This window comes from Allobosea sp. TAB14, assembly GCF_052113865.1.
Taxonomy (GTDB): Bacteria; Pseudomonadota; Alphaproteobacteria; order Rhizobiales; family Beijerinckiaceae; genus Allobosea; species Allobosea spartocytisi.
This window is the reverse complement of sequence record NZ_JBFRDQ010000007.1, coordinates 1-18,479: the sequence shown is the minus strand read 5'-3', so window position 1 is coordinate 18,479 and position 18,479 is coordinate 1. Positions and strand designations below refer to the sequence as shown.

Sequence of the window (18,479 nt, the reverse complement as noted above, 5' to 3'; positions counted from 1 at the left end):
CTGCCCCATGAGTGACATGCGTCTCGTCGTCGTCGGCGCCGCCGGGCGCATGGGGCGCATGCTGATCAAGGCCATCGATCAGGCTGAGGGATGCCGCCTGGTCGCTGCCGTCGAACGTCCGGGCTCGCCGGCCCTGGGCGCCGATGCCGGTCCGCTCGCCGGATTGCCGCCGCTGGGCGTGACCGTGACGGGCGATCCCGCTGCCGCTTTCGCGCAGGGCGATGCCGTGTTCGATTTCACCTCGCCGGAGGCGACCGTCGCCTTCGCGCGCCTCGCGGCCGATGCCGGCATCCTGCATGTCGTTGGTACGACCGGGCTGGAACCTGCGCATCTCGCGGCGTTGGCGGAGACGGCGCGGCGCATCCCGATTATCCGGTCCGGCAATATGAGTCTCGGCGTCAATCTGCTGGCGGCGCTGGTCCGGAAGGTCGCGGCGACGCTTGGCACCGATTGGGACATCGAGATCGTCGAGATGCACCATCGCATGAAGGTCGATGCGCCCTCCGGCACGGCCGTGCTGCTGGGCGAGGCGGCCGCTGCCGGCCGCGCCGTCGACCTCGCCGAGCAGCGTGTCGCAGCCCGCGATGGCATCACCGGTGCCCGTGATCCGGGCACGATCGGCTTTGCCGCGCTGCGCGGCGGCACCGTTGTCGGCGATCACAAGGTCATCTTCGCCGGAGCGGGCGAGCGGCTGGAACTCGCCCATGTCGCGGAGGATCGCAGCCTCTTCGCCCAGGGGGCGATCAGGGCGGCGCTCTGGGGCCGGGGCAGGGCGCCCGGCCTCTATTCCATGGCCGATGTCCTCGGCCTCGACACGCTGTAGCTCATGACCCGGAGCTGGCCATGACGCGGATCGCCGTCGCCCCGGGCGTCGTCCACTGGCCGGGCCGGCTCTCGGCCGCGGAGCAGGGCGCTCTGCTGGCCGAATTGCGTGCGGTGGTCAGGCAGGCGCCCCTCTTCCAGCCGCGCATGCCGAAGACCGGCAAGCCGTTTTCGGTCAGGATGACGAATTGCGGCCCGCTCGGCTGGGTTTCCGACGAGAGCGGCTATCGCTACCAGCCGCTCCATCCCGAGACGAAGGAGCCTTGGCCGCTGCTGCCGGCACCGCTGCTGGCGCTGTGGGAGGAGCTTTCCGGCTATCCCCATCCGCCCGAGGCCTGCCTCGTCAACTATTATGCGGCCGGCGCGAAGATGGGGCTGCATCAGGATCGCGACGAGCAGGATTTCGACGCGCCGGTGCTCTCGATCTCGCTCGGCGATGCCGCGCTCTTCCGCATCGGCGGGACGACGCGTGGCGGCAAGACGGCTTCCCTCAAGCTCGCTTCCGGCGATGTGCTGGTTTTCGGCGGCGCGGCGCGGCTCGCCTATCACGGCATCGACCGCGTCCTGTCGGGCTCCTCGACCTTGCTGGCCGAGGGAGGGCGCCTCAACCTGACGCTGCGGCGCGTGATGAAGCCGGATTGAAGATGATGGACCCCGTCCTTCGAGACGCCGCTTCGCGGCTTCTCGGGGGGAGGACTGCCCATCGCAAACGGGATTTATTCGCCCGTGCCGCCCGGCAGCTTCGGGAAGGACCAGCCGAGCAGCAGCGAGCCGGCCCTGAGCCCGAAGCCCATCGCCAGCCCGCCGAGAGCCACGGCATAGACGGGCAGGCCAAGGCCATGGAGCAAGGCGGTCACCGCCGCGCCGGCCGTTGCGGCGGTGACGTAGAATTCCCGGCTCCACAGCACCATCGGCCTATCGCCGGCGAGGATGTCGCGCAGGATGCCGCCGAAGGTGGCGGTCATGGCACCGAGCGCGATGGCGGACAGGACCGGCGCGCCGGCTTCGAGCCCGATCAGGGTCCCGCTGACGGCGAACATCGAGAGGCCGGCGGCGTCGCTCCAGAGCAGCAGCTTGCGCCCGCTCCAGCCCTCGAGAATGCCGGGGCGCAGATAGGCCAGCGCCCAGGCGCCGATCGCCACCACGGTGCAGATGATCACGCTGGTCGGATCGTGCACCCAGCGCGCGCTATGGCCGAGCAGCAGCTCCCGCAGCGTGCCGCCGCCGACGCCGGTGACGGTCGCGAGCAGGATGAAGCCTAAGGGGTCCATGCCCTTGCGGGCGGCGACGAGGGCTCCGGTCAGCGCGAAGATGGCGACGCCGGCGCCCTCGAACATCGATCAGTGACTCGTGGGCTTGTCGCCGCCCTGCTCGGCCTTGGGGCCGCCGGCCGAGATGCCGACGAGGGCAGGGCGCAGCACGCGCTCGCCGATCTTGTAGCCGACCTGGACCACCTTGGAGACCATGCCCTTGGGCGTGGCCGGATCGGGCGCCTCGAACATCGCCTGATGCAGGTGCGGGTCGAACTTCTCGCCCAGCGGGTCGATCTTGCGCACGCCGTGACGCTCCAGCGTCTTCAGCAGCTCGCGCTCGGTCAGCTCGACGCCGTCATAGAGTGCCTTGAGCGTGGCGTCGGCGGCGTCGCGCGCAGTGTCCGGCACGCTCTCGAGCGCCCGGCGCAGATTGTCCGAGGAGCCGAGCATGTCGCGGGCGAAGCTCGTCGCCGCATAGGCCTTCGCATCGGCGATCTCGCGCTCGGTGCGACGGCGCAGGTTCTCCATCTCGGCGAGCGTGCGCAGCAGCTTGTCCTTGAGGTCGTCGCGCTCGTTCTGGAGCGCCGCGATCTGGGCCTCGTTGCCCCCTTCGGTGGCCTGAGCCTGCTCGGGAGCGTCGGTCGCGGCTTCGAGGTTCGGGTCTTCCGTCGCAGGGTTGCGCGTCATTGCCTGTTCCAATTCCCATCCATCAATCTGGCTGGCCGTGCCGCCCGTCGCCGGGCCTGGCGGGTTTCCCCGGAAACGCGGCCGCGTTCGAGGCCGATATCGGGCTTATGGCGGCCCAAATCAAGCGCGCGCCGGGACTTTCGTCCTGGCTGACGCCGCCTTGCCCCCCTCGAACTCGAACACCTCCAGCAAGCTCTTGCGGATCGCGAGCTGGCGCGCGGTCGAGACGATCTTCGCATTGGTCAGGTCGGTGACGTAGAAAACGTCGACCGCCTTCTCGCCGAAGGTCGCGATATGGGCGGAGGCGATGTTGAGGTTGAGTTTCCCGATCGCGGTGGTGAGGTCGTAGAGCAGGCCCGGCCGGTCGAGCCCGGAGACCTCCAGCACCGTGTGGCGGCTGGATAGCACGTTGTCGATGACGATCTCCGGCGCGAGCTGGAAGGTCTGGCCCCGCGGCGGCGGCGCGCGGCGCTGCGCGACGAGATCGGCGATCTTGATCTCGCCCTTCAAGGCTCGTTCGATCGCCGCCGCGATCCGCCCGGCCCGGCGCAACTCGTCGTCGTCGCGGTCGAAAGCGCGCGAGACGGAGATGGTGTCGAGCGCGAGCCCGTCCGTGGTGGTGAAGATCTGCGCGTCGACGATGTTGCCGCCGGCCGCAGCGCAGGCGCCGGTGACGATGGCCAGCAGGCGCGGATGGTCGGGCGCGAGCACGGTGAGCTCGGTCACGCCGCGGAACTGGTCGGTCTCGACCACGGTCGCGGTGGTGCGGCCGGCCTTCTCCGCCTCGCTCAGGAAGCGTGCGTGCTTCTCCTGATCGGCGAGATCGACCTTGATCCAGTAGGGCGGGTAGTGGCGCGCGATATAGGCCTCGCGCTCCTCCTCGCTCCAGTCGGAGAGCCGCTGGCGCAACTCGTCCTGCTTGCGGCCGACGCGGGCCTTGCGCTCGACCGCCGAATGGCCGCCGGTCAGGACGAGCTCGGTCTCGTAATAAAGCGTGCGCAGGAGCTGGCCCTTCCAGCCGTTCCAGACGCCGGGACCGACCGCCTTGATGTCGGCGACGGTGAGGATGAGCAGGAGCTTCAGCCGTTCCAGCGTCTGCACCGTGGCCGCGAAGCTCTCGATCGTCTTCGGATCGCCGAGGTCGCGGCTCTGCGCCACCGTCGACATGTCGAGATGGTGCTCGACCAGCCAGGCGACGGTCTCGGTCTGGCCCGGCGTCAGCCCGAGGCGCGGGCCGAGCTTGCGGGCGATGCGCGCGCCGGCGAGCGAATGGTCCYCCGGTCGGCCCTTGGCGATGTCGTGCAGGAACAGGGCGACATAGAGCGCTCGCCGGTTGGCGACCGTCGGCATGATCTCGTTCGCGAGCGGGTGCTCGGCCTCGAGCGTGCCGGAATCGATCTCGGCCAGCACGCCGATGGCGCGGATCAGGTGCTCGTCCACCGTGTAGTGGTGGTACATGTTGAACTGCATCATCGCCACCACCCGGCCGAAATCCGGGACGAAGCGGCCGAGCAGCCCGGACTCGTTCATGCGCCGCAGCACCACCTCCGGCGAGCGCCGCGCGGTGAGGATTTCCAGGAAGATGCGGTTGGCCTCGGGGTCGTGGCGCAGCCCGGAGGTGATCAGCCTGAGCGACTGTGTCACCAGCCGGCTCGTATCGGGATGGATGGCGAGGTCCTCGCGGCTGGCGATCTGGTAGAGCCGGAGCAGATTGACCGGGTCGCGCTCGAAGGCGCTGTCGTCGATGACGGCGAGGCGCTGGCCCTTCAGGGTGAAATCGGTGTGGCCGAGGGCGCGCACGCGCTTGCGCTTGGTGAAGGAGCCGAGCAGGCGCGAGAGCGTCGCGCGCGGCTTCTGCTGGCGCGCCTCCAGCGCCGCGCAGACGATGGCGGTGAGGTCGCCGACATCCTTGGCGACGAGGAAATAGGCCTTCATGAAGCGCTCGACCGGTGCCTGGCCGCTGCGGCCGGCATAGCCGATSGCCGYCGCYACCTGCCGCTGCAGGTCGAAGGARAGSCGCTCCTCYGCCCGKCCKGTGATGAARTGCAKCCAGCAGCGCACSCGCCAGAGGAACTCCTCCGAGCGCTSGAACATCWGCARTTCCTGCGTGTCGAACAGGCCAGCCGCGACGAGCTCGCGCACATCCTTCACGCGGTAGGCGTATTTSGCGATCCAGAACAGYGTGTTGAGGTCGCGCARGCCGCCCTTGCCRTCCTTGACGTTGGGCTCGACSAGATAGCGCGAGGTGCCGGCGCGCTGCACCCGCGTCTCGCGCTCGGCGAGCTTCGCCTCGGTGAAGGCCGCGGCCGTGCCCTCGACCACCTCGGCGTCGAAGCGCCGGACCATCTCGTCGAACAGCGCCCTGTCGCCGCTGAGGAAGCGCGCTTCCAGCAGCGCCGTGCGGATGGTCATGTCGGCACGCGCTTCGCGGATGCAGTCGTCGACCGAGCGGACCGAATGGCCGGTCTTCAGCTTCAGGTCCCAGAGCGGGTAGAGCATGGACTCGACCACGCTCTCGCCCCAGGCGGTCTGCTTGTGCGGGAACAGGAAGAGCAGGTCGACATCCGAKCCCGGCGCCAGCGTGCCGCGGCCATAGCCGCCGACGGCGGCGACCGCGATGCGCTCGGATTGCGAGGGGTTGTCGGCCGGGTAGAAATAGCCTGTCGCAGCCTTGTGCAGCGCGATGACGACCGCATCCATCACCGCGGACAGCCGGTGCGCGCAGGCGAGCCCGCTGCGCGGCCCTTCGAGAATGGCGCGGGCCGAGGCGTGGCCGTCGTCGAGGAGCTGGCGCAGCGCGCCGACGAGGAGCTGGCGCTTTTCGGCCTTGTCGCGCCGACGTGCCGAAGCCAGCAGGCGGGTGACGCCGGCCTCGGGATCCTGCAGCATCTCGGGAAGCGGAAGGGCGGGCTTGTCGTGGGCGGCTGACACGGCAGCAGGGTCTCGCTGTGAAGCCTGTTCCTATCATGACGGCGCGCTGCGCAGGAACGCTTAAAATATACGTGGATTTCCGTGAATTTTGTGGAAGACCATACAGGTTTGTGTTGTTTGACATACAGAACGATTGGACCTAAGAAAAGGATACGCGCCGATTTGAGCCATCAGCTTGCGGGCGCGAAACAAGTGCAGCTAAAGCGTTGGGAGGGGCGATGAGCGCCCGATCCCTCGCATCGTCGACAAAAGAGGGATCATCCGATGACCAGCATCACCCGCCGTCTTGCGCTCGCCGCCCTGGCGGTCGCCGCGCTCGCCACTCCCGCCTTGGCCCAGCCCAAGGAGATCCGCCTGGATTACGCGACCTATAATCCCGTGAGCCTCGTGCTCAAGGAGCGCGGGACGCTGGAAAAGGCGCTGGAGGCCGAGGGCATCAAGGTCCGCTGGGTCTTCTCGGCCGGTTCCAACAAGGCGCTCGAATTCCTCAATGCCGGCTCGATCGATTTCGGCTCGACCGCCGGCGCCGCCGCGCTGATCGGCAAGATCAACGGAAACCCGATCAAGTCGATCTATGTCTATTCGCGGCCGGAATGGACGGCGCTCGTCACCGGCGCCAAGAGCGAGATCACCAAGGTCGCCGACCTCAAGGGCAAGCGCGTCGCGGTCACGCGTGGCACCGATCCTCACATCTTCCTTGTCCGGGCGCTGGCCGATGCCAAGCTGACCGAGAAGGACGTCAAGCTCGTCCTGCTCCAGCACGCCGATGGCCGCCTCGCGCTGGAGCGCGGCGATGTCGATGCCTGGGCCGGGCTCGACCCGCTGATGGCCGCAGCTGAGGTGGAGAGCGGCGCCAAGCTGTTCTACCGCAAGCCCGAGGACAACACCTGGGGCATCCTCAATACCCGCGAGGCCTTCGCTGCGGAGAACCCGGCGCTCGTGCGCAAGGTCATCGCCGCCTATGAGGAGGCGCGCCGCTACGCGCTTGCCAACCCCGCCGAGCTCAAGAAGATCCTGGTCGATTACACCAAGCTCTCCGAGCCGGTGATCGAGCGCCAGCTCACCCGCACCGAGCTGACGCATTCCGCCATCGGGCAGGCGCAGATCGACAGCATCACCGCCGCCGGCATCGCATTGAAGGACGCCGGCGTCCTGCCGGCCGCGACCGATGTGAAGGCGGCGGTCGACTCCTTGATCGATCGCGGCTTCCTCGCGACCAATTGAGGCGCGGCCCGGCCCGATGAGCGCGGCGGAGGCCGAAGCGGCTGGGACGGTCCGGCAGGAGCGGCAGGGCGGCCCGAAGCCGCGCCGTTCCAGCCTCGCCCTTCTCGGCTTCGTGCTGCCGGTGCTGCTGGCCCTGCTCTGGGAAGGGTTGGTGGCGGCCGGCATCGCCAATGGGCGGCTGATGCCTCCACCCAGCGTCATCGGCCGCACGCTCCGGGATCTGGCCGCCTCCGGCGAGCTCCTGACCCATGCGACGGCAACACTCTCGCGCGTTGCGGCGGGTTTCGGGCTCGGGGCGCTGGCGGGCACGGTCCTGGGCGCGCTGACCGGCGCCCTGCCGGTTGCGCGGGGCCTGCTCGATCCAACCTTGCAGGCGCTGCGGGCCATCCCCTCCATCGCCTGGGTGCCGCTCTTCATCCTCTGGCTCGGCATCTTCGAGGCCTCGAAGGTCGCGCTCATCGCCGTCGGCGTCTTCTTCCCGGTCTATCTCGGCGTCGCCGCCGCGATCCAGGGCATCGACCGCAAGATCGTCGAGGTCGGCCGGGTCTTTCGGCTCTCGCGCCTCGCCATGGTCAGGCGCGTCCTGCTGCCGGYGATCCTGCCGGACTGGATCACTGCGCTGCGCTCCGGCCTCGGCCTCGGCTTCATGTTCGTGGTCGCGGCCGAGATCATGGGGGCGAGCGAGGGGCTGGGCTATCTGCTCGTGGACGGCCRGCAGCTTGGTCGCCCCGACACCATCATCGCGGCCATCATCAGCTTCGCCGTGCTCGGCAAGCTGGCTGACGGCCTCCTCGTCGCCATCACGCGGCCCTTCCTCGCCTGGCAGGATACGGCGCGCGACAAGCTCTGAAGGCTTAACCCCGTGCTGAGTTTCGACCGGCTGTCCAAAACCTATGCCGACGGCACCCATGCCCTCTCGGCGATCGACCTCGAAGTCGGGCGCGGCGAGATCGTCGCTTTGCTCGGCGGCTCGGGCTGCGGCAAGACGACCTTGCTCAGGCTCGTCGCAGGGCTCGACACGCCGAGCGCCGGAGCGATCCGGCTCAATGGCGAGACCGTCGCCGAGCCGCGCGCCGATGTCGGCGTCATCTTCCAGGAGCCGCGGCTCTTTCCCTGGCTCAGCGTCGCGGAGAATGTCGGCTTCGGGCTGTCGCATCTCTCCGCCTTCGAGCGGGAAGGGCTGGTGACCAATGCGCTGGTCCGCGTCGGCCTCGCCGGCCATGAGAAGCGTTGGCCGCGCGAGCTCTCCGGCGGCCAGCAGCAGCGCGTCGCCATCGCCCGCGCCCTCGTCACCCGGCCGAAGCTGCTGCTGATGGACGAGCCCTTCTCGGCCCTCGACGCGACGACGCGGGCAAGCCTGCACGGGCATCTGCTGGCACTCTGGCAGGAGAGCCGGCCGACCGTCCTGATGGTCACGCATGATGTCGAGGAGGCGGTGACGCTCGCCGACCGCATCGTGGTGATGCAGCCGCATCCCGGACGGCTCTTCGACGAGCTCGACAACCTGTTCGCCCGGCCGCGTGATCGGCTTTCTCCGGCCTTCGAGGCGACGAAGCGGGAGGCGTTGCGCGCGCTCGACCACTCGCTGCGCCACGAGGCGCCGCATCAGGAGAAGGCGGCCGAGACGGCCGGCATGTGGTGGTAGCTCGGCCGCGGCGCGCTGCCATCTCTGGCATTGGCCGCGGCTTCGTCCTATCAGCCGCATGACGCGATTTCACAGTCTGAACGAGAGGGTCGGTTCCATGGACGTCACCGCGCTGCGCGCCTTGCAGGCTCCCCTCAAGGACGAATACCGGAGCAACCCCGAGGCGGCGATCGTCACGCTCAAGGCCCATGGCGAGCTCGACGACCAGCACATCGCCTGCAAGGTCGAGACCGGCCGCGCCATCGCGCTGGCCGGCCTGCATCCCGCGACCGGCGGCTCGGGTGCCGAGCTCTGCTCCGGCGACATGCTGCTCGAGGCGCTGGTCGCCTGCGCCGGCGTGACGTTGAAGGCCGTCGCGACGGCGCTCGAAATCGAGTTGAAGAAGGGCGTGGTGCGGGCCGAGGGCGATCTCGACTTCCGCGGCACGCTCGGCGTCGTCAAGGATGCGCCCGTCGGTTTCAAGGCGATCCGCCTCTCCTTCGACGTCGAGACCGACGCGCCGCAGGAGAAGCTCGACACGCTGCTGAAGCTCACCGAGCGCTACTGCGTCGTCTTCCAGACGCTCAACGTGAAGCCGGAATTGTCGGCGGTGCTGGACCGAAAAGCCTCCTGAGCCACCGTCTGGAGCATTTTCGTCCGCGCCAGGTCTCGGTCGGGCAGGCCATTGACGCCTAAAGAAAACGGCGCCTTTCGGCGCCGTTCGTGCTTGTGACGGGGCGAAGGCCGGGCTCCCTCAGAACTCTTCCCATCCGGTGTCGATGGCGCGTCCATTGGCGACCTTGCGGGGGGCKGGRGCGGTCCGGGACTGGACGAAGGCGGCCTCGGCGAGCTGGCGCAGCCGCGCCGGCTCGGGCGCGGTGGYGGCGGCAGCCGGAGTGGGCCTGGCCGGGACGGCAGGGGCCGCCTTCGCCGGGCGGGCGGGCGCCGCCGCATGGGCTTGCGGATAGCCGGAYTGCCCGGCCGCCTCGCGGCCGGTGCGGAAGGTCGCGACGAGGTCGTTGAGCTGGCCGATSCGGCCCGACAGCGAGCCGGCCGAGGCCGCGCTCTGCTCGGCCAGCGCCGCATTCGCCTGCGTCATCTCGTCGAGATGCGCCACCGCCTGGCTCATCTCGTCGATGCCGTTGGCCTGCTCGCCSGASGCSGCCGAGATGTCGGCGATGGTGGCGGCGACCTTGCGCGAGGCTTCGAGGATGCGCGCCAGCTGGTCGCCGGCCTGGCGCACCAGCTTCACCCCGGCGCCGACCTCGTCATTGGAGGAGGAGATCAGCCCGGAGATGTCCTTGGCCGCCTCGCCCGAGCGCTGGGCGAGCGTGCGCACYTCSGAGGCGACGACGGCAAAACCCTTGCCGGCCTCGCCGGCACGSGCCGCCTCGACCGCGGCGTTGAGCGCCAGCAGATTGGTCTGGAAGGCGATGTCGTCGATGACGCGGATGATGTCGGAGATCTTCTGCGAGGCGCTCTCGATGCGGGCCATGGCCTCGACCGCCTGGCCGGCGATGGCGCCGCCSGACTGGGCSGCCTGCATGGCCTCGTCGGCGATGCGGGCGGCATCYTTCGAGGCCTGGGCCGAGGCCTTGACGGAMGCGGCGAGCTCCTCGGTSGTSGCGGCGGTCTCYTCSAGCGAGGAGGCCTGCTCCTCGGTGCGCTTSGAGAGATCGTCGGCGCCCATRTTGATCTCGCGGGCGGCRAGCCCGACATCGGCCGAGGTCGTCTGGATCGTCGCGACCGTGGCCGAGAGGCGCTCGACCGTCTCGTTGATCGCGCCCTKSAGATCGGCGAAGCGGCCGCGATAGCCGCCCTCGACCTGCCGCGTCAGGTCGCCGCCGGCCACCGCCTGCAGAACCCCAGCGAACTCCGTCGTCGCWCCGTCGACCACGCTGTTGATCTCGTTGATGCCGGCGACCAGCCGCTGCATCTGCTCGTCGGCATCGTCGATCTGGAGGCGGGCGGAGAAATCGCCGGCTGCGGCGGCCGCGACCACCTCGCCGACATCCGACACCACAGCCTCCATCGACTGCGCCCGCGCCAGCCGCGCCGCCGCCGCGGCGCGCTCCTGCTCCTGCAGCAGCGCGACCTGCTCGGTGCTCTGGCGCAGCACGGACACCGCGCGGGCCATGGCGCCGATCTCGTCGGGACGGCCCGTGTGAGGGACGTCGACGCTGGTATCGCCGGCGGTGAGCGTCTCCATGACCTTGCTGAGGTCGAGGATCGGGCGAGTGATCGAGCGCTGGGCGAAGACCAGCGCGAAGCCGATGGAGACCACTAGCGTCGCCAGCAGCATCAGCGGCAAGAGCCATTGGATCTGGCGGGTGAAGGCCGTCGCCTCGTCGCCGACGACGATGCCGGCCTGTTCGACGCGCTGGCTGAAGCTGATCAGCAGATCGTTCAAGGCCTTGCGATTGGCGCGATTGGCTTCGTTGTTGCCCTGGGCATTGGCGGCCTCCGCCGAAACCTGGCGTCCGAGCCGGGCGGTTTCGGTGCGGAAGGCGATGAACTCCTCGACGGATTTGGCGATCTGCGCGACCGTGCCCCGCTCTTCGGCCGGCGCGACCTTCTCCAGATCGGCGACGAATTTGCGCAGCGTCGGGATGCGGTCGTCGATCCCCTTGGCGTAGGTATCGGCCTCCTGCGGGGTCTTCGACATGTAGATGCCGCGCGACTCCATCACCACGGCGGTGACGACGCCGTTGATCCGCTGCGTCAGCAGCGCGACATTGCCCTGGATTTCGGCACGCGTATTGAGGTCATCCGCCTTGTGCAGACCGTAGAGACTGATGATCGCGGAAATAATGGCCCCGCCCACAACGATAGCGAGCATGGCGAGAATTTTCAGGCGGATTGATTTCATGATGATGGCCCCGGGGCAGCTTCCCGAACGAGGAAACCGCTTCAACAAGCCGACCATCCGTCGCCAACGATAAAAAACTGATTAAGAGATAGATGCACTGCTGACCTAGAATACTGACGCGATTATCCCTGAATGCCGAAGAGTCATCCTGCTGGGAATAGGAAATTCGTACAGAGATCGGCAGGTTTACACTTGAACTATTCGACAGGCCGCGACCTTCGGGGAATCGCGGACCCTTCAGTCTCGACGCTCGCCGCCTGACCTCGTTGGCGCACGGGCTCTGCGCCCTGCCGAAAAGCGCCCCCTCTTGATAGTGTGGCTCTGCCTGAACATGTTGCGTCTTCCGCAGTCCCATGTCCGGTCACAGTTCCTCATGTCCGAATCCAGCAATGCTCCCGTCATGCACGCCACCACCATCCTGATGGTGCGCAAGGGCGGCCGCGTCGTCATCGGCGGCGATGGCCAGGTCTCGCTCGGCCAGACCATCATGAAGGGCAATGCGAAGAAAGTTCGCCGCCTCGCCAAGGGCCAGGTGATCGCCGGCTTCGCCGGCGCCACCGCCGACGCCTTCACCCTGTTCGAGCGGCTGGAGAGCAAGCTCGAGCAATATCCGACGCAATTGCTGCGCGCCTGCGTCGAGCTCGCCAAGGATTGGCGCACCGACCGCTATCTTCGCCGGCTCGAGGCGATGCTGCTCGTCGCCGACAAGGAGGTCTCGCTGCTGATCTCCGGCACGGGCGACGTGCTCGAGCCCGAGGCGAGCGAGCACGGCGCGGTGATGGCGATCGGCTCCGGCGGCAATTATGCGCTTTCGGCCGCGCGCGCCCTGATCGATATCGAGCCCGATGCCGAGACGATCGTGCGCAAGGCGATGAAGATCGCCGGCGACATCTGCGTCTACACCAACCATTCCCTCGTCATCGAGACGCTCGAAGCCGTCTGATATGCGCCGATAACGCGCATCTCGGGTCAATTCATCCGGATACAACACCGCAATGACCAGCTTTTCCCCCCGTGAGATCGTCTCGGAGCTCGACCGCTTCATCGTCGGCCAGAAGGATGCCAAGCGCGCCGTCGCGATTGCGCTGCGCAACCGCTGGCGCCGCCAGCAGCTCGAAGGGCCGCTGCGCGAGGAGGTCTCGCCGAAGAACATCCTGATGATCGGGCCGACCGGCTGCGGCAAGACCGAGATCGCCCGCCGCCTCGCCAAGCTCGCCAACGCGCCCTTCCTCAAGGTCGAGGCGACCAAGTTCACCGAGGTCGGCTATGTCGGCCGCGATGTCGAATCGATCGTGCGCGACCTGCTCGAGATCGCGATCGCGCTGGTGCGCGAGAGCCGGCGCAAGGATGTCCAGGCCAAGGCCCATGTCGCGGCAGAGGAGCGCGTGCTCGACGCGCTCGTCGGGGCGACCTCCAGCCAGGCGACGCGCGATTCCTTCCGCCGCAAGCTGCGCGACAACGAGCTCGACGACAAGGAGATCGAGGTCGAGGTCGCGGCGGGCGCCGGTTCCGCCACGCCGATGTTCGAATTGCCGGGCATGCCCGGCGCCTCGATCGGCGCGATCAATCTCTCCGACATGTTCGGCAAGGCTTTCGGCCAGAAGGGCAAGCCCCGGCGCATGCTGGTCAAGGACGCCTATGGCCCGCTGCTGGCCGAGGAGAGCGACAAGCTGATCGACCAGGAGGCCATCGTCCAGGCCGCGATCCGCGAAGTCGAGAACMACGGCATCGTCTTCCTCGACGAGATCGACAAGATCTGCGCCCGCGAGGGCAAGGGTGGCGCCGACGTYTCSCGCGARGGCGTGCAGCGYGACCTGCTGCCGCTGATCGAGGGCACGACCGTCGCGACCAAGCACGGCGCGGTGAAGAGCGACCACATCCTCTTCATCGCCTCCGGCGCCTTCCATGTCTCGCGCCCCTCCGATCTGCTGCCGGAGCTGCAGGGGCGCCTGCCGATCCGCGTCGAGCTCAACCCGCTCGACGTCGAGGATTTCAAGCGCATCCTGACCGAGACCGAGGCGAGCCTGATCAAGCAGTCGGTGGCGCTAATGGCGACCGAGGAGGTCGCGATCGAGTTCACGCCGGATGCGATCGACGCCATCGCCCGCATCGCCGTCGATGTGAATTCCACGGTCGAGAACATCGGCGCCCGCCGGCTCCAGACCGTGATCGAGCGCATCCTCGACGAGATCTCCTTCACCGCCCCGGACCGCTCGGGCGAGGCGGTGACGATCGACGCGGCCTATGTCGAGGCGCGCATTGGGGATCTCGCGAAGAATGCCGATCTGAGCCGGTTCATTCTCTGATGGCGGATCCGGGGGTGCCGGCGTCGAAACCGCCCTCCCGCCTCGCCCGCGATTCCGCCGTCGTCGGCGTGGCGACCGTCGCTTCACGCCTGCTCGGCTTCGCCCGCGACGTATTGATCGCACGCTTGCTCGGCGGCGGACCGGTGGCGGATGCCTATCTGGCGGCGCTGCGCCTGCCCAATCTGGTCCGCCGCGTGCTCGGCGAAGGCGGGCTCAACGCGCCCTTCGTGCCGCTTTATCTCGGCATCGCGCGCGAGCGCGGCCGGCAGGAGGCGCGCCGCTTCGCGTCGGAGGCCACCGGCAATCTCGCCTTTCTGCTCCTGGTTCTGGTCGCGGTGGGAGAACTCTTCGCGCCCTGGCTGGTGCTCGGTCTCGCCGGCGGCTTCGCCGAGGAGCCGGCGACGCTGGCCTTTGCCGCCTATTACACCCGGCTGATGCTGCCCTTTCTGCTGCTGACCACGTTGGCGGCGCTGCTGGCGGCGCTGCTCAACGCCGAAAAGCGTTTCACCGTCGCGGCACTGGCGCCGGCGCTTATGAACGCGATTCTGCTTGGGTTGCTGCTGGTGCTGCATGTCTACGGCACGGCGCCGGAGCGCGCGGCGCAGTGGCTCGCCATCGGCGTCAGCCTCACCGGTCTGGCGCATCTGGCCATGATCCTGCTCGCGTCGCGCGGGCTTGGCCTGCCGCGCCCGGCGCTGCGCTGGTCCTCGGATATGACGCGCCTCCTGCGCACCGGCGGCGCGACCCTGCTCGCGGCCTCGGCGGCGCAGCTCGTATTGCTGGTCGCGACGCAGATCGCCTCGATCGCGCCCGGCGCCGTCGCAGCGCTCTACTATGCCGATCGCGTCTTCCAGCTGCCGCTGGGCTTCGTCGGCGTGGCGATGGGGACGGTCGTCCTCTCCGATATGGCCGATGCCGCCGGGCGGGACGGGCCGGATGCGATGCTGGGACAGTCCCTGGCGCTGGGCCTGGCGCTGGCGCTGCCGGCCGGTGCCGCGCTGGTCGCGCTGGCCGATCCGATCGTCTCGGTGCTGTTCGAGCATGGCCGCTTCGAGGCTGCTGACCGCGCGCGGACGGCCGGCGCGCTCGCTGCCTTCGGCTACGGCCTGCCCTTCGCCATCGCGGCGAAGGTCTTCGGCCAGGTCTATTTCGCCCGTCGTCGGCCGCGTCTGCCGCTGCTGTCGGGCTGCCTTGCGGTGCTGGTGGCGGCGCTCGTCGGCCTCGGGCTGGCCGATGGCGACAACGCGGCCCGGATGGCGGCTTTCGCCGCGACGCTCGCCTTCGCCGTGCAGGCCGTGATRCTAGGCGCCACGCTGATCCGGGACGGCATCTGGCGGCCGAGCGCGAGCAATCTGCGGCCCATCGCCGCCAGCCTCGCCGCGAGCGCGATCATGCTGGGAGCCCTGCCGTTGCTGCTGAAGGCCCTGGCGGCGCCGCTCGCCCTCGATCAGCCCGTCCTGTACCGCGCCGGGGCGCTGGTGCTGCTCTGCCTCGGCGGGGTCGTCGTCTATGGCGCGGTCGGCGGGCTGCTGGGTGCCTTCGGCGCTCTCCCCTTGCGCAAGCGGCGGGCTTGAGCCAGAAGCGCCGCTTCCTCCCTCCATCGTGACGACGGAGTGCCCCATGTCGGGTTTTCACCAGCGCGTATTCTCAGGCATGCAGCCGACCTCGACGCTGCATCTCGGCAATTATCTCGGCGCGCTAACCAACTGGGTGGCGATGCAGGAGACGCATGAGTGCATCTATTGCGTCGTCGACATGCACGCGATCACGATGTGGCAGGACCCCGCCGACCTGAAGCGCGCCATCCGCGAGGTCACGGCCGCCTATATCGCAGCCRGCGTCGATCCGCAGAAGAGCGTCATCTTCAACCAGAGCCAGGTCTCGGGCCATGCCGAGCTCGCCTGGATCTGCAACTGCATCGCGCGGCTGGGCTGGATGAACCGCATGACCCAGTTCAAGGAGAAGGCGGGCAAGGACCGCGAGAACGCCTCGCTGGGCCTCTACGCTTATCCGAGCCTGATGGCGGCCGACATCCTGCTCTACAAGGCGACGCATGTGCCCGTCGGCGAGGACCAGAAGCAGCATCTGGAGCTCACCCGCGACATTGCCCAGAAGTTCAACAACGACTTCGCCCCGCAGATCGCGGAACTCGGCCTCGCTACCGGCGATCTCGGCTTCTTCCCGCTGCCCGAGCCAATGATCATGGGCCCCGCCCAGCGGGTGATGAGCCTGCGCGACGGCACCAAGAAGATGTCGAAATCGGACGCTTCCGACTATTCGCGCATCAACCTGACGGATGATGCCGACGCCATCGCCCAGAAGATCCGCAAGGCCAAGACTGACCCCGAGCCGCTTCCCTCCGAGGAGAAGGGGCTGGAGGGTCGCGCGGAAGCCGAGAACCTCGTCGGCATCTATGCCGGCCTCTCGGGCGTGGCGAAGGGCGAGGTGCTGAGAGAGTTCGGCGGCAGCCAGTTCTCCGGCTTCAAGGCGGCGCTGGTCGACCTCGCGGTCGAGAAGCTCAGCCCGATCGCCGGCGAGATGCGCCGCCTGCTCGCGGATCCCAGGCATATCGACGCCATCCTCGGCGAGGGCGCGAAGCGGGCCGACGCCATCGCGGCGCCGATCCTGCGCGAGGTCAAGGACATCATCGGCTTCGTCCGGAGCTGAGCGCCGTCTGGAAAGCCCGGTTCCGGGCGAGGGGCTTGCGCCGGGCTGCCGGCGCGGGCCACCATGCCGCCTCCTGAGGCGGCGACAGGGATATCCATGGTCAAGAGACGCCGGTCCTACGAGACGGGCCATCGCCCGAAATTCCTCGCCGTGGTCGACGACACCGAGGAATGCGCCAAGGCGCTGCGTTTCGCTGCGCGCCGCTGCGCCCGCGTCGGCGCGTCCATCGTCCTGCTCGGCGTCGCCACGCCGCCCGAGCATGAGACCTGGCTCGGTGTCGGCGAGGCGATGCAGGCGGAGGCCGAGGCCGAGGCCGAGAAGCGTCTCGATACGGCTGCAGCCGCCGTGCGCTCGCTCGCCGGCCTGGAGCCCGAGAAGGTCGTGCGCACCGGCGACAAGGCCGATGAGCTCGTCAAGCTGATCGAGGAGGATGAGGACATTTCCCTTCTCGTGCTGGCTGCCGGCACCGGCCGCGAGGGCCCCGGACCGCTCGTCAGCGCGCTCGCCGGCAAGTCCTCCGCGAGCTTCCCGATCCCCGTCGCCATCGTCCCCGGCCATCTGGAGGACGAGGAGATCGACGCGTTGGCGTGAACCGACGTCGGCATTGACCGACCCGGCTGGAATGATTCCATCCATCGGCCTATATCGGAGCCAGGAACGGCGACCTTGAATCGCCGGTACCGGAGGTATCCATGTTCATCCAGACCGAAGCGACGCCGAATCCGGCGACCCTTAAATTCCTGCCCGGCCGCATCGTCATGGGCGCCGGCACGCTCGATATGCGCGAACCGGCCGAGGCCGAGCGCTCGCCGCTGGCGCAGCGCCTGTTCGGCGTGTCCGGCGTGTCGGGCGTATTCCTCGGCTCCGATTTCATCACCGTCACCAAGTCGGACGGCGAGTGGCCGCATCTGAAGCCCGCGATTCTCGGCGCCATCATGGAGCATTTCATGTCGGGCGCCCCGGTGCTGTCGGAGGGCTCGGCCGCCGATGTGATCGAGGAGGGCGAGTTTTTCGCCGAAGAAGACGCGCAGACGGTCGAGACGATCAAGGACCTGCTTGAGACGCGCATCCGCCCGGCGGTGGCCGGCGATGGCGGCGACATCACCTTCCGCGGCTATCGCGACGGCACGGTCTATCTCGTCATGAAGGGCGCCTGCTCGGGCTGCCCCTCATCGACCGCGACGCTGAAGCACGGCATCCAGAACCTGCTGCACCACTTCCTGCCGGAAGTGCGCGGGGTCGAGGCGGTTTGATATCGGAGCGCAACGCGTGGTCGTGCGAAGCCTGGTCGTGAACGAAGAAGCGCGGGATCGCCTCCCCGGATCGAGGCCCTGATGCGCATCCTCGCGATCGACACGGCGCTCGGCGCCTGCTCGGCTTGCGTGCTCGACGCCGGTGAGGCGCAGCCGCTGGCCAGCGAGCAGCTCGCCATGGATCGTGGCCATGCCGAGGCGCTGATGCCGCTGGTCGAGCGGGTGATGAACGCGGTCGAAGGGGGCTTCTCTTCGCTCGACCGTGTCGCCGTCACCGTTGGCCCCGGCAGCTATACCGGCCTGCGGGTCGGCGTCAGCGCCGCGCGCGCCATCGCCTTCGCAGCCGGCATCCCGTCGGTGGGCGTCACCACCGTCGCGGCCTGCGCCGCGCCGTTGATCGGCCGCGAGCCTGGCCGCGTCATCGCCGCCGCGCTCGATGCCAGGCACGGGCAGGTCTGGTTTCAGGCGCTGAGCGCGGAAGGCAAGCCGCTGGTCTCGCTGCGGCAGGTCAGCTATCGCGATGCGGCGCGCGCCATCGGCGCCGGCCCGGTCAGCCTGGTCGGTTCCTCGGCTCTGGCGGTGGCGAACGAAGCCTGGGCGATCGGCCTCGATGCCGTCGTGGTCGACAGCGCCAGGGCGCCCGATATCGCCTGGGTGGCGCGGCTCGGCCTGATCGCCGATCCCGAGACGGCTCCGCCGCGCCCGCTCTATCTCAAGGCGCCGGAAACGACCCCGCAGGACAAGGCGCGGCTGCCGCGCCGGTGAGGCCATTCGCCAGATCGGGGTTGACCTTGGGGCAGGCTGTGCGAACAAGCGGCATGGATTGGTTGCGCAGGCTCCTTC

General features: G+C 68.6%; 17 protein-coding genes. 13 read left to right on the top strand and 4 right to left on the bottom strand.

Annotation, left to right across the window (positions count from 1 at the left end; genetic code table 11):
* Positions 1 to 16: 16 nt before the first annotated feature.
* Positions 17 to 823: a 4-hydroxy-tetrahydrodipicolinate reductase gene (gene dapB, locus AB4Y99_RS02100; protein ID WP_038357759.1), complete on the top strand. Its 807-nt coding sequence runs from the start codon at positions 17 to 19 to the stop codon at positions 821 to 823.
* A gap of 20 nt (positions 824 to 843) precedes the next feature.
* The gene (locus AB4Y99_RS02095; RefSeq protein ID WP_441522194.1) at positions 844 to 1,464 is read left to right on the top strand and encodes an alpha-ketoglutarate-dependent dioxygenase AlkB family protein; all 621 of its coding nucleotides are present in this window, start codon (positions 844 to 846) and stop codon (positions 1,462 to 1,464) included.
* A 74-nt stretch (positions 1,465 to 1,538) separates the two neighbouring features.
* On the opposite strand, the gene AB4Y99_RS02090 is transcribed toward AB4Y99_RS02095, so the two are convergent.
* The 3 genes from AB4Y99_RS02090 to AB4Y99_RS02080 all read right to left on the bottom strand — a co-directional run bounded on the left by AB4Y99_RS02090 (position 1,539) and on the right by AB4Y99_RS02080 (position 5,648).
* Positions 1,539 to 2,159 carry a trimeric intracellular cation channel family protein gene (locus AB4Y99_RS02090; protein WP_441522193.1) on the bottom strand — a complete coding sequence of 207 codons (621 nt, stop codon included), beginning with the start codon at positions 2,157 to 2,159 and terminating at the stop codon, positions 1,539 to 1,541.
* A 3-nt stretch (positions 2,160 to 2,162) separates the two neighbouring features.
* Positions 2,163 to 2,762 carry a nucleotide exchange factor GrpE gene (grpE, locus tag AB4Y99_RS02085; protein WP_038357764.1) on the bottom strand — a complete coding sequence of 200 codons (600 nt, stop codon included), beginning with the start codon at positions 2,760 to 2,762 and terminating at the stop codon, positions 2,163 to 2,165.
* 120 nt (positions 2,763 to 2,882) lie between these two features.
* The gene (locus tag AB4Y99_RS02080) at positions 2,883 to 5,648 is read right to left on the bottom strand and encodes a [protein-PII] uridylyltransferase (protein ID WP_441522203.1); all 2,766 of its coding nucleotides are present in this window, start codon (positions 5,646 to 5,648) and stop codon (positions 2,883 to 2,885) included.
* A 309-nt stretch (positions 5,649 to 5,957) separates the two neighbouring features.
* On the opposite strand from AB4Y99_RS02080, the gene AB4Y99_RS02075 reads away from it, so the two are divergent.
* The 4 genes from AB4Y99_RS02075 (at position 5,958) to AB4Y99_RS02060 (ending at position 9,175) form a co-directional block, all read left to right on the top strand.
* Entirely contained in the window at positions 5,958 to 6,917 is a 960-nt protein-coding gene (locus AB4Y99_RS02075) for an aliphatic sulfonate ABC transporter substrate-binding protein (RefSeq protein WP_441522192.1), read from the top strand.
* Positions 6,918 to 6,933: 16 nt separating this feature from the next.
* A complete protein-coding gene (locus tag AB4Y99_RS02070) occupies positions 6,934 to 7,767 on the top strand; it encodes an ABC transporter permease (protein WP_441522191.1) in 834 nt (277 codons plus the stop codon).
* A gap of 12 nt (positions 7,768 to 7,779) precedes the next feature.
* Complete coding sequence (locus AB4Y99_RS02065; protein WP_441522190.1) at positions 7,780 to 8,562, top strand: ABC transporter ATP-binding protein; 783 nt, start codon at positions 7,780 to 7,782, stop codon at positions 8,560 to 8,562.
* A 97-nt stretch (positions 8,563 to 8,659) separates the two neighbouring features.
* The gene (locus AB4Y99_RS02060) at positions 8,660 to 9,175 is read left to right on the top strand and encodes an OsmC family protein (RefSeq protein ID WP_441522189.1); all 516 of its coding nucleotides are present in this window, start codon (positions 8,660 to 8,662) and stop codon (positions 9,173 to 9,175) included.
* A 120-nt stretch (positions 9,176 to 9,295) separates the two neighbouring features.
* On the opposite strand, the gene AB4Y99_RS02055 is transcribed toward AB4Y99_RS02060, so the two are convergent.
* Positions 9,296 to 11,380, bottom strand: a complete 2,085-nt coding sequence (locus AB4Y99_RS02055; RefSeq protein WP_441522188.1) for a methyl-accepting chemotaxis protein — start codon at positions 11,378 to 11,380, stop codon at positions 9,296 to 9,298.
* Between the two features lie 403 nt (positions 11,381 to 11,783).
* On the opposite strand from AB4Y99_RS02055, the gene hslV reads away from it, so the two are divergent.
* From hslV to tsaB, 7 genes are all read left to right on the top strand, one after another.
* Complete coding sequence (gene hslV / locus AB4Y99_RS02050; protein ID WP_441522187.1) at positions 11,784 to 12,353, top strand: ATP-dependent protease subunit HslV; 570 nt, start codon at positions 11,784 to 11,786, stop codon at positions 12,351 to 12,353.
* A gap of 52 nt (positions 12,354 to 12,405) precedes the next feature.
* Complete coding sequence (gene hslU, locus AB4Y99_RS02045) at positions 12,406 to 13,716, top strand: ATP-dependent protease ATPase subunit HslU (RefSeq protein ID WP_441522186.1); 1,311 nt, start codon at positions 12,406 to 12,408, stop codon at positions 13,714 to 13,716.
* A 14-nt stretch (positions 13,717 to 13,730) separates the two neighbouring features.
* Complete coding sequence (murJ, locus tag AB4Y99_RS02040; RefSeq protein ID WP_441522185.1) at positions 13,731 to 15,290, top strand: murein biosynthesis integral membrane protein MurJ; 1,560 nt, start codon at positions 13,731 to 13,733, stop codon at positions 15,288 to 15,290.
* A gap of 46 nt (positions 15,291 to 15,336) precedes the next feature.
* The gene (trpS, locus tag AB4Y99_RS02035) at positions 15,337 to 16,383 is read left to right on the top strand and encodes a tryptophan--tRNA ligase (RefSeq protein ID WP_441522184.1); all 1,047 of its coding nucleotides are present in this window, start codon (positions 15,337 to 15,339) and stop codon (positions 16,381 to 16,383) included.
* Positions 16,384 to 16,479: 96 nt separating this feature from the next.
* Positions 16,480 to 16,974 (top strand): universal stress protein, encoded by a 495-nt coding sequence (locus AB4Y99_RS02030; protein ID WP_441522183.1) that lies wholly within the window; start codon positions 16,480 to 16,482, stop codon positions 16,972 to 16,974.
* A gap of 101 nt (positions 16,975 to 17,075) precedes the next feature.
* A complete protein-coding gene (locus AB4Y99_RS02025; protein ID WP_038365097.1) occupies positions 17,076 to 17,636 on the top strand; it encodes a NifU family protein in 561 nt (186 codons plus the stop codon).
* An 81-nt stretch (positions 17,637 to 17,717) separates the two neighbouring features.
* On the top strand, positions 17,718 to 18,401 hold the full coding sequence (gene tsaB / locus AB4Y99_RS02020; RefSeq protein ID WP_038365095.1) for a tRNA (adenosine(37)-N6)-threonylcarbamoyltransferase complex dimerization subunit type 1 TsaB: 684 nt from the start codon (positions 17,718 to 17,720) through the stop codon (positions 18,399 to 18,401).
* The last annotated feature ends 78 nt before the right edge of the window (positions 18,402 to 18,479 follow it).

Coding starts and splice junctions, on each gene's coding strand:
- AB4Y99_RS02060 (WP_441522189.1), top strand. CDS start 8,660: ATGGACGTCACCGCGCTGCGCGCCTTGCAGGCTCCCCTCAAGGACGAA.
- grpE (WP_038357764.1), bottom strand. CDS start 2,762: ATGACGCGCAACCCTGCGACGGAAGACCCGAACCTCGAAGCCGCGACC.
- tsaB (WP_038365095.1), top strand. CDS start 17,718: ATGCGCATCCTCGCGATCGACACGGCGCTCGGCGCCTGCTCGGCTTGC.
- AB4Y99_RS02090 (WP_441522193.1), bottom strand. CDS start 2,159: ATGTTCGAGGGCGCCGGCGTCGCCATCTTCGCGCTGACCGGAGCCCTC.
- AB4Y99_RS02095 (WP_441522194.1), top strand. CDS start 844: ATGACGCGGATCGCCGTCGCCCCGGGCGTCGTCCACTGGCCGGGCCGG.
- dapB (WP_038357759.1), top strand. CDS start 17: ATGCGTCTCGTCGTCGTCGGCGCCGCCGGGCGCATGGGGCGCATGCTG.
- AB4Y99_RS02025 (WP_038365097.1), top strand. CDS start 17,076: ATGTTCATCCAGACCGAAGCGACGCCGAATCCGGCGACCCTTAAATTC.
- AB4Y99_RS02030 (WP_441522183.1), top strand. CDS start 16,480: ATGGTCAAGAGACGCCGGTCCTACGAGACGGGCCATCGCCCGAAATTC.
- AB4Y99_RS02075 (WP_441522192.1), top strand. CDS start 5,958: ATGACCAGCATCACCCGCCGTCTTGCGCTCGCCGCCCTGGCGGTCGCC.
- hslV (WP_441522187.1), top strand. CDS start 11,784: ATGTCCGAATCCAGCAATGCTCCCGTCATGCACGCCACCACCATCCTG.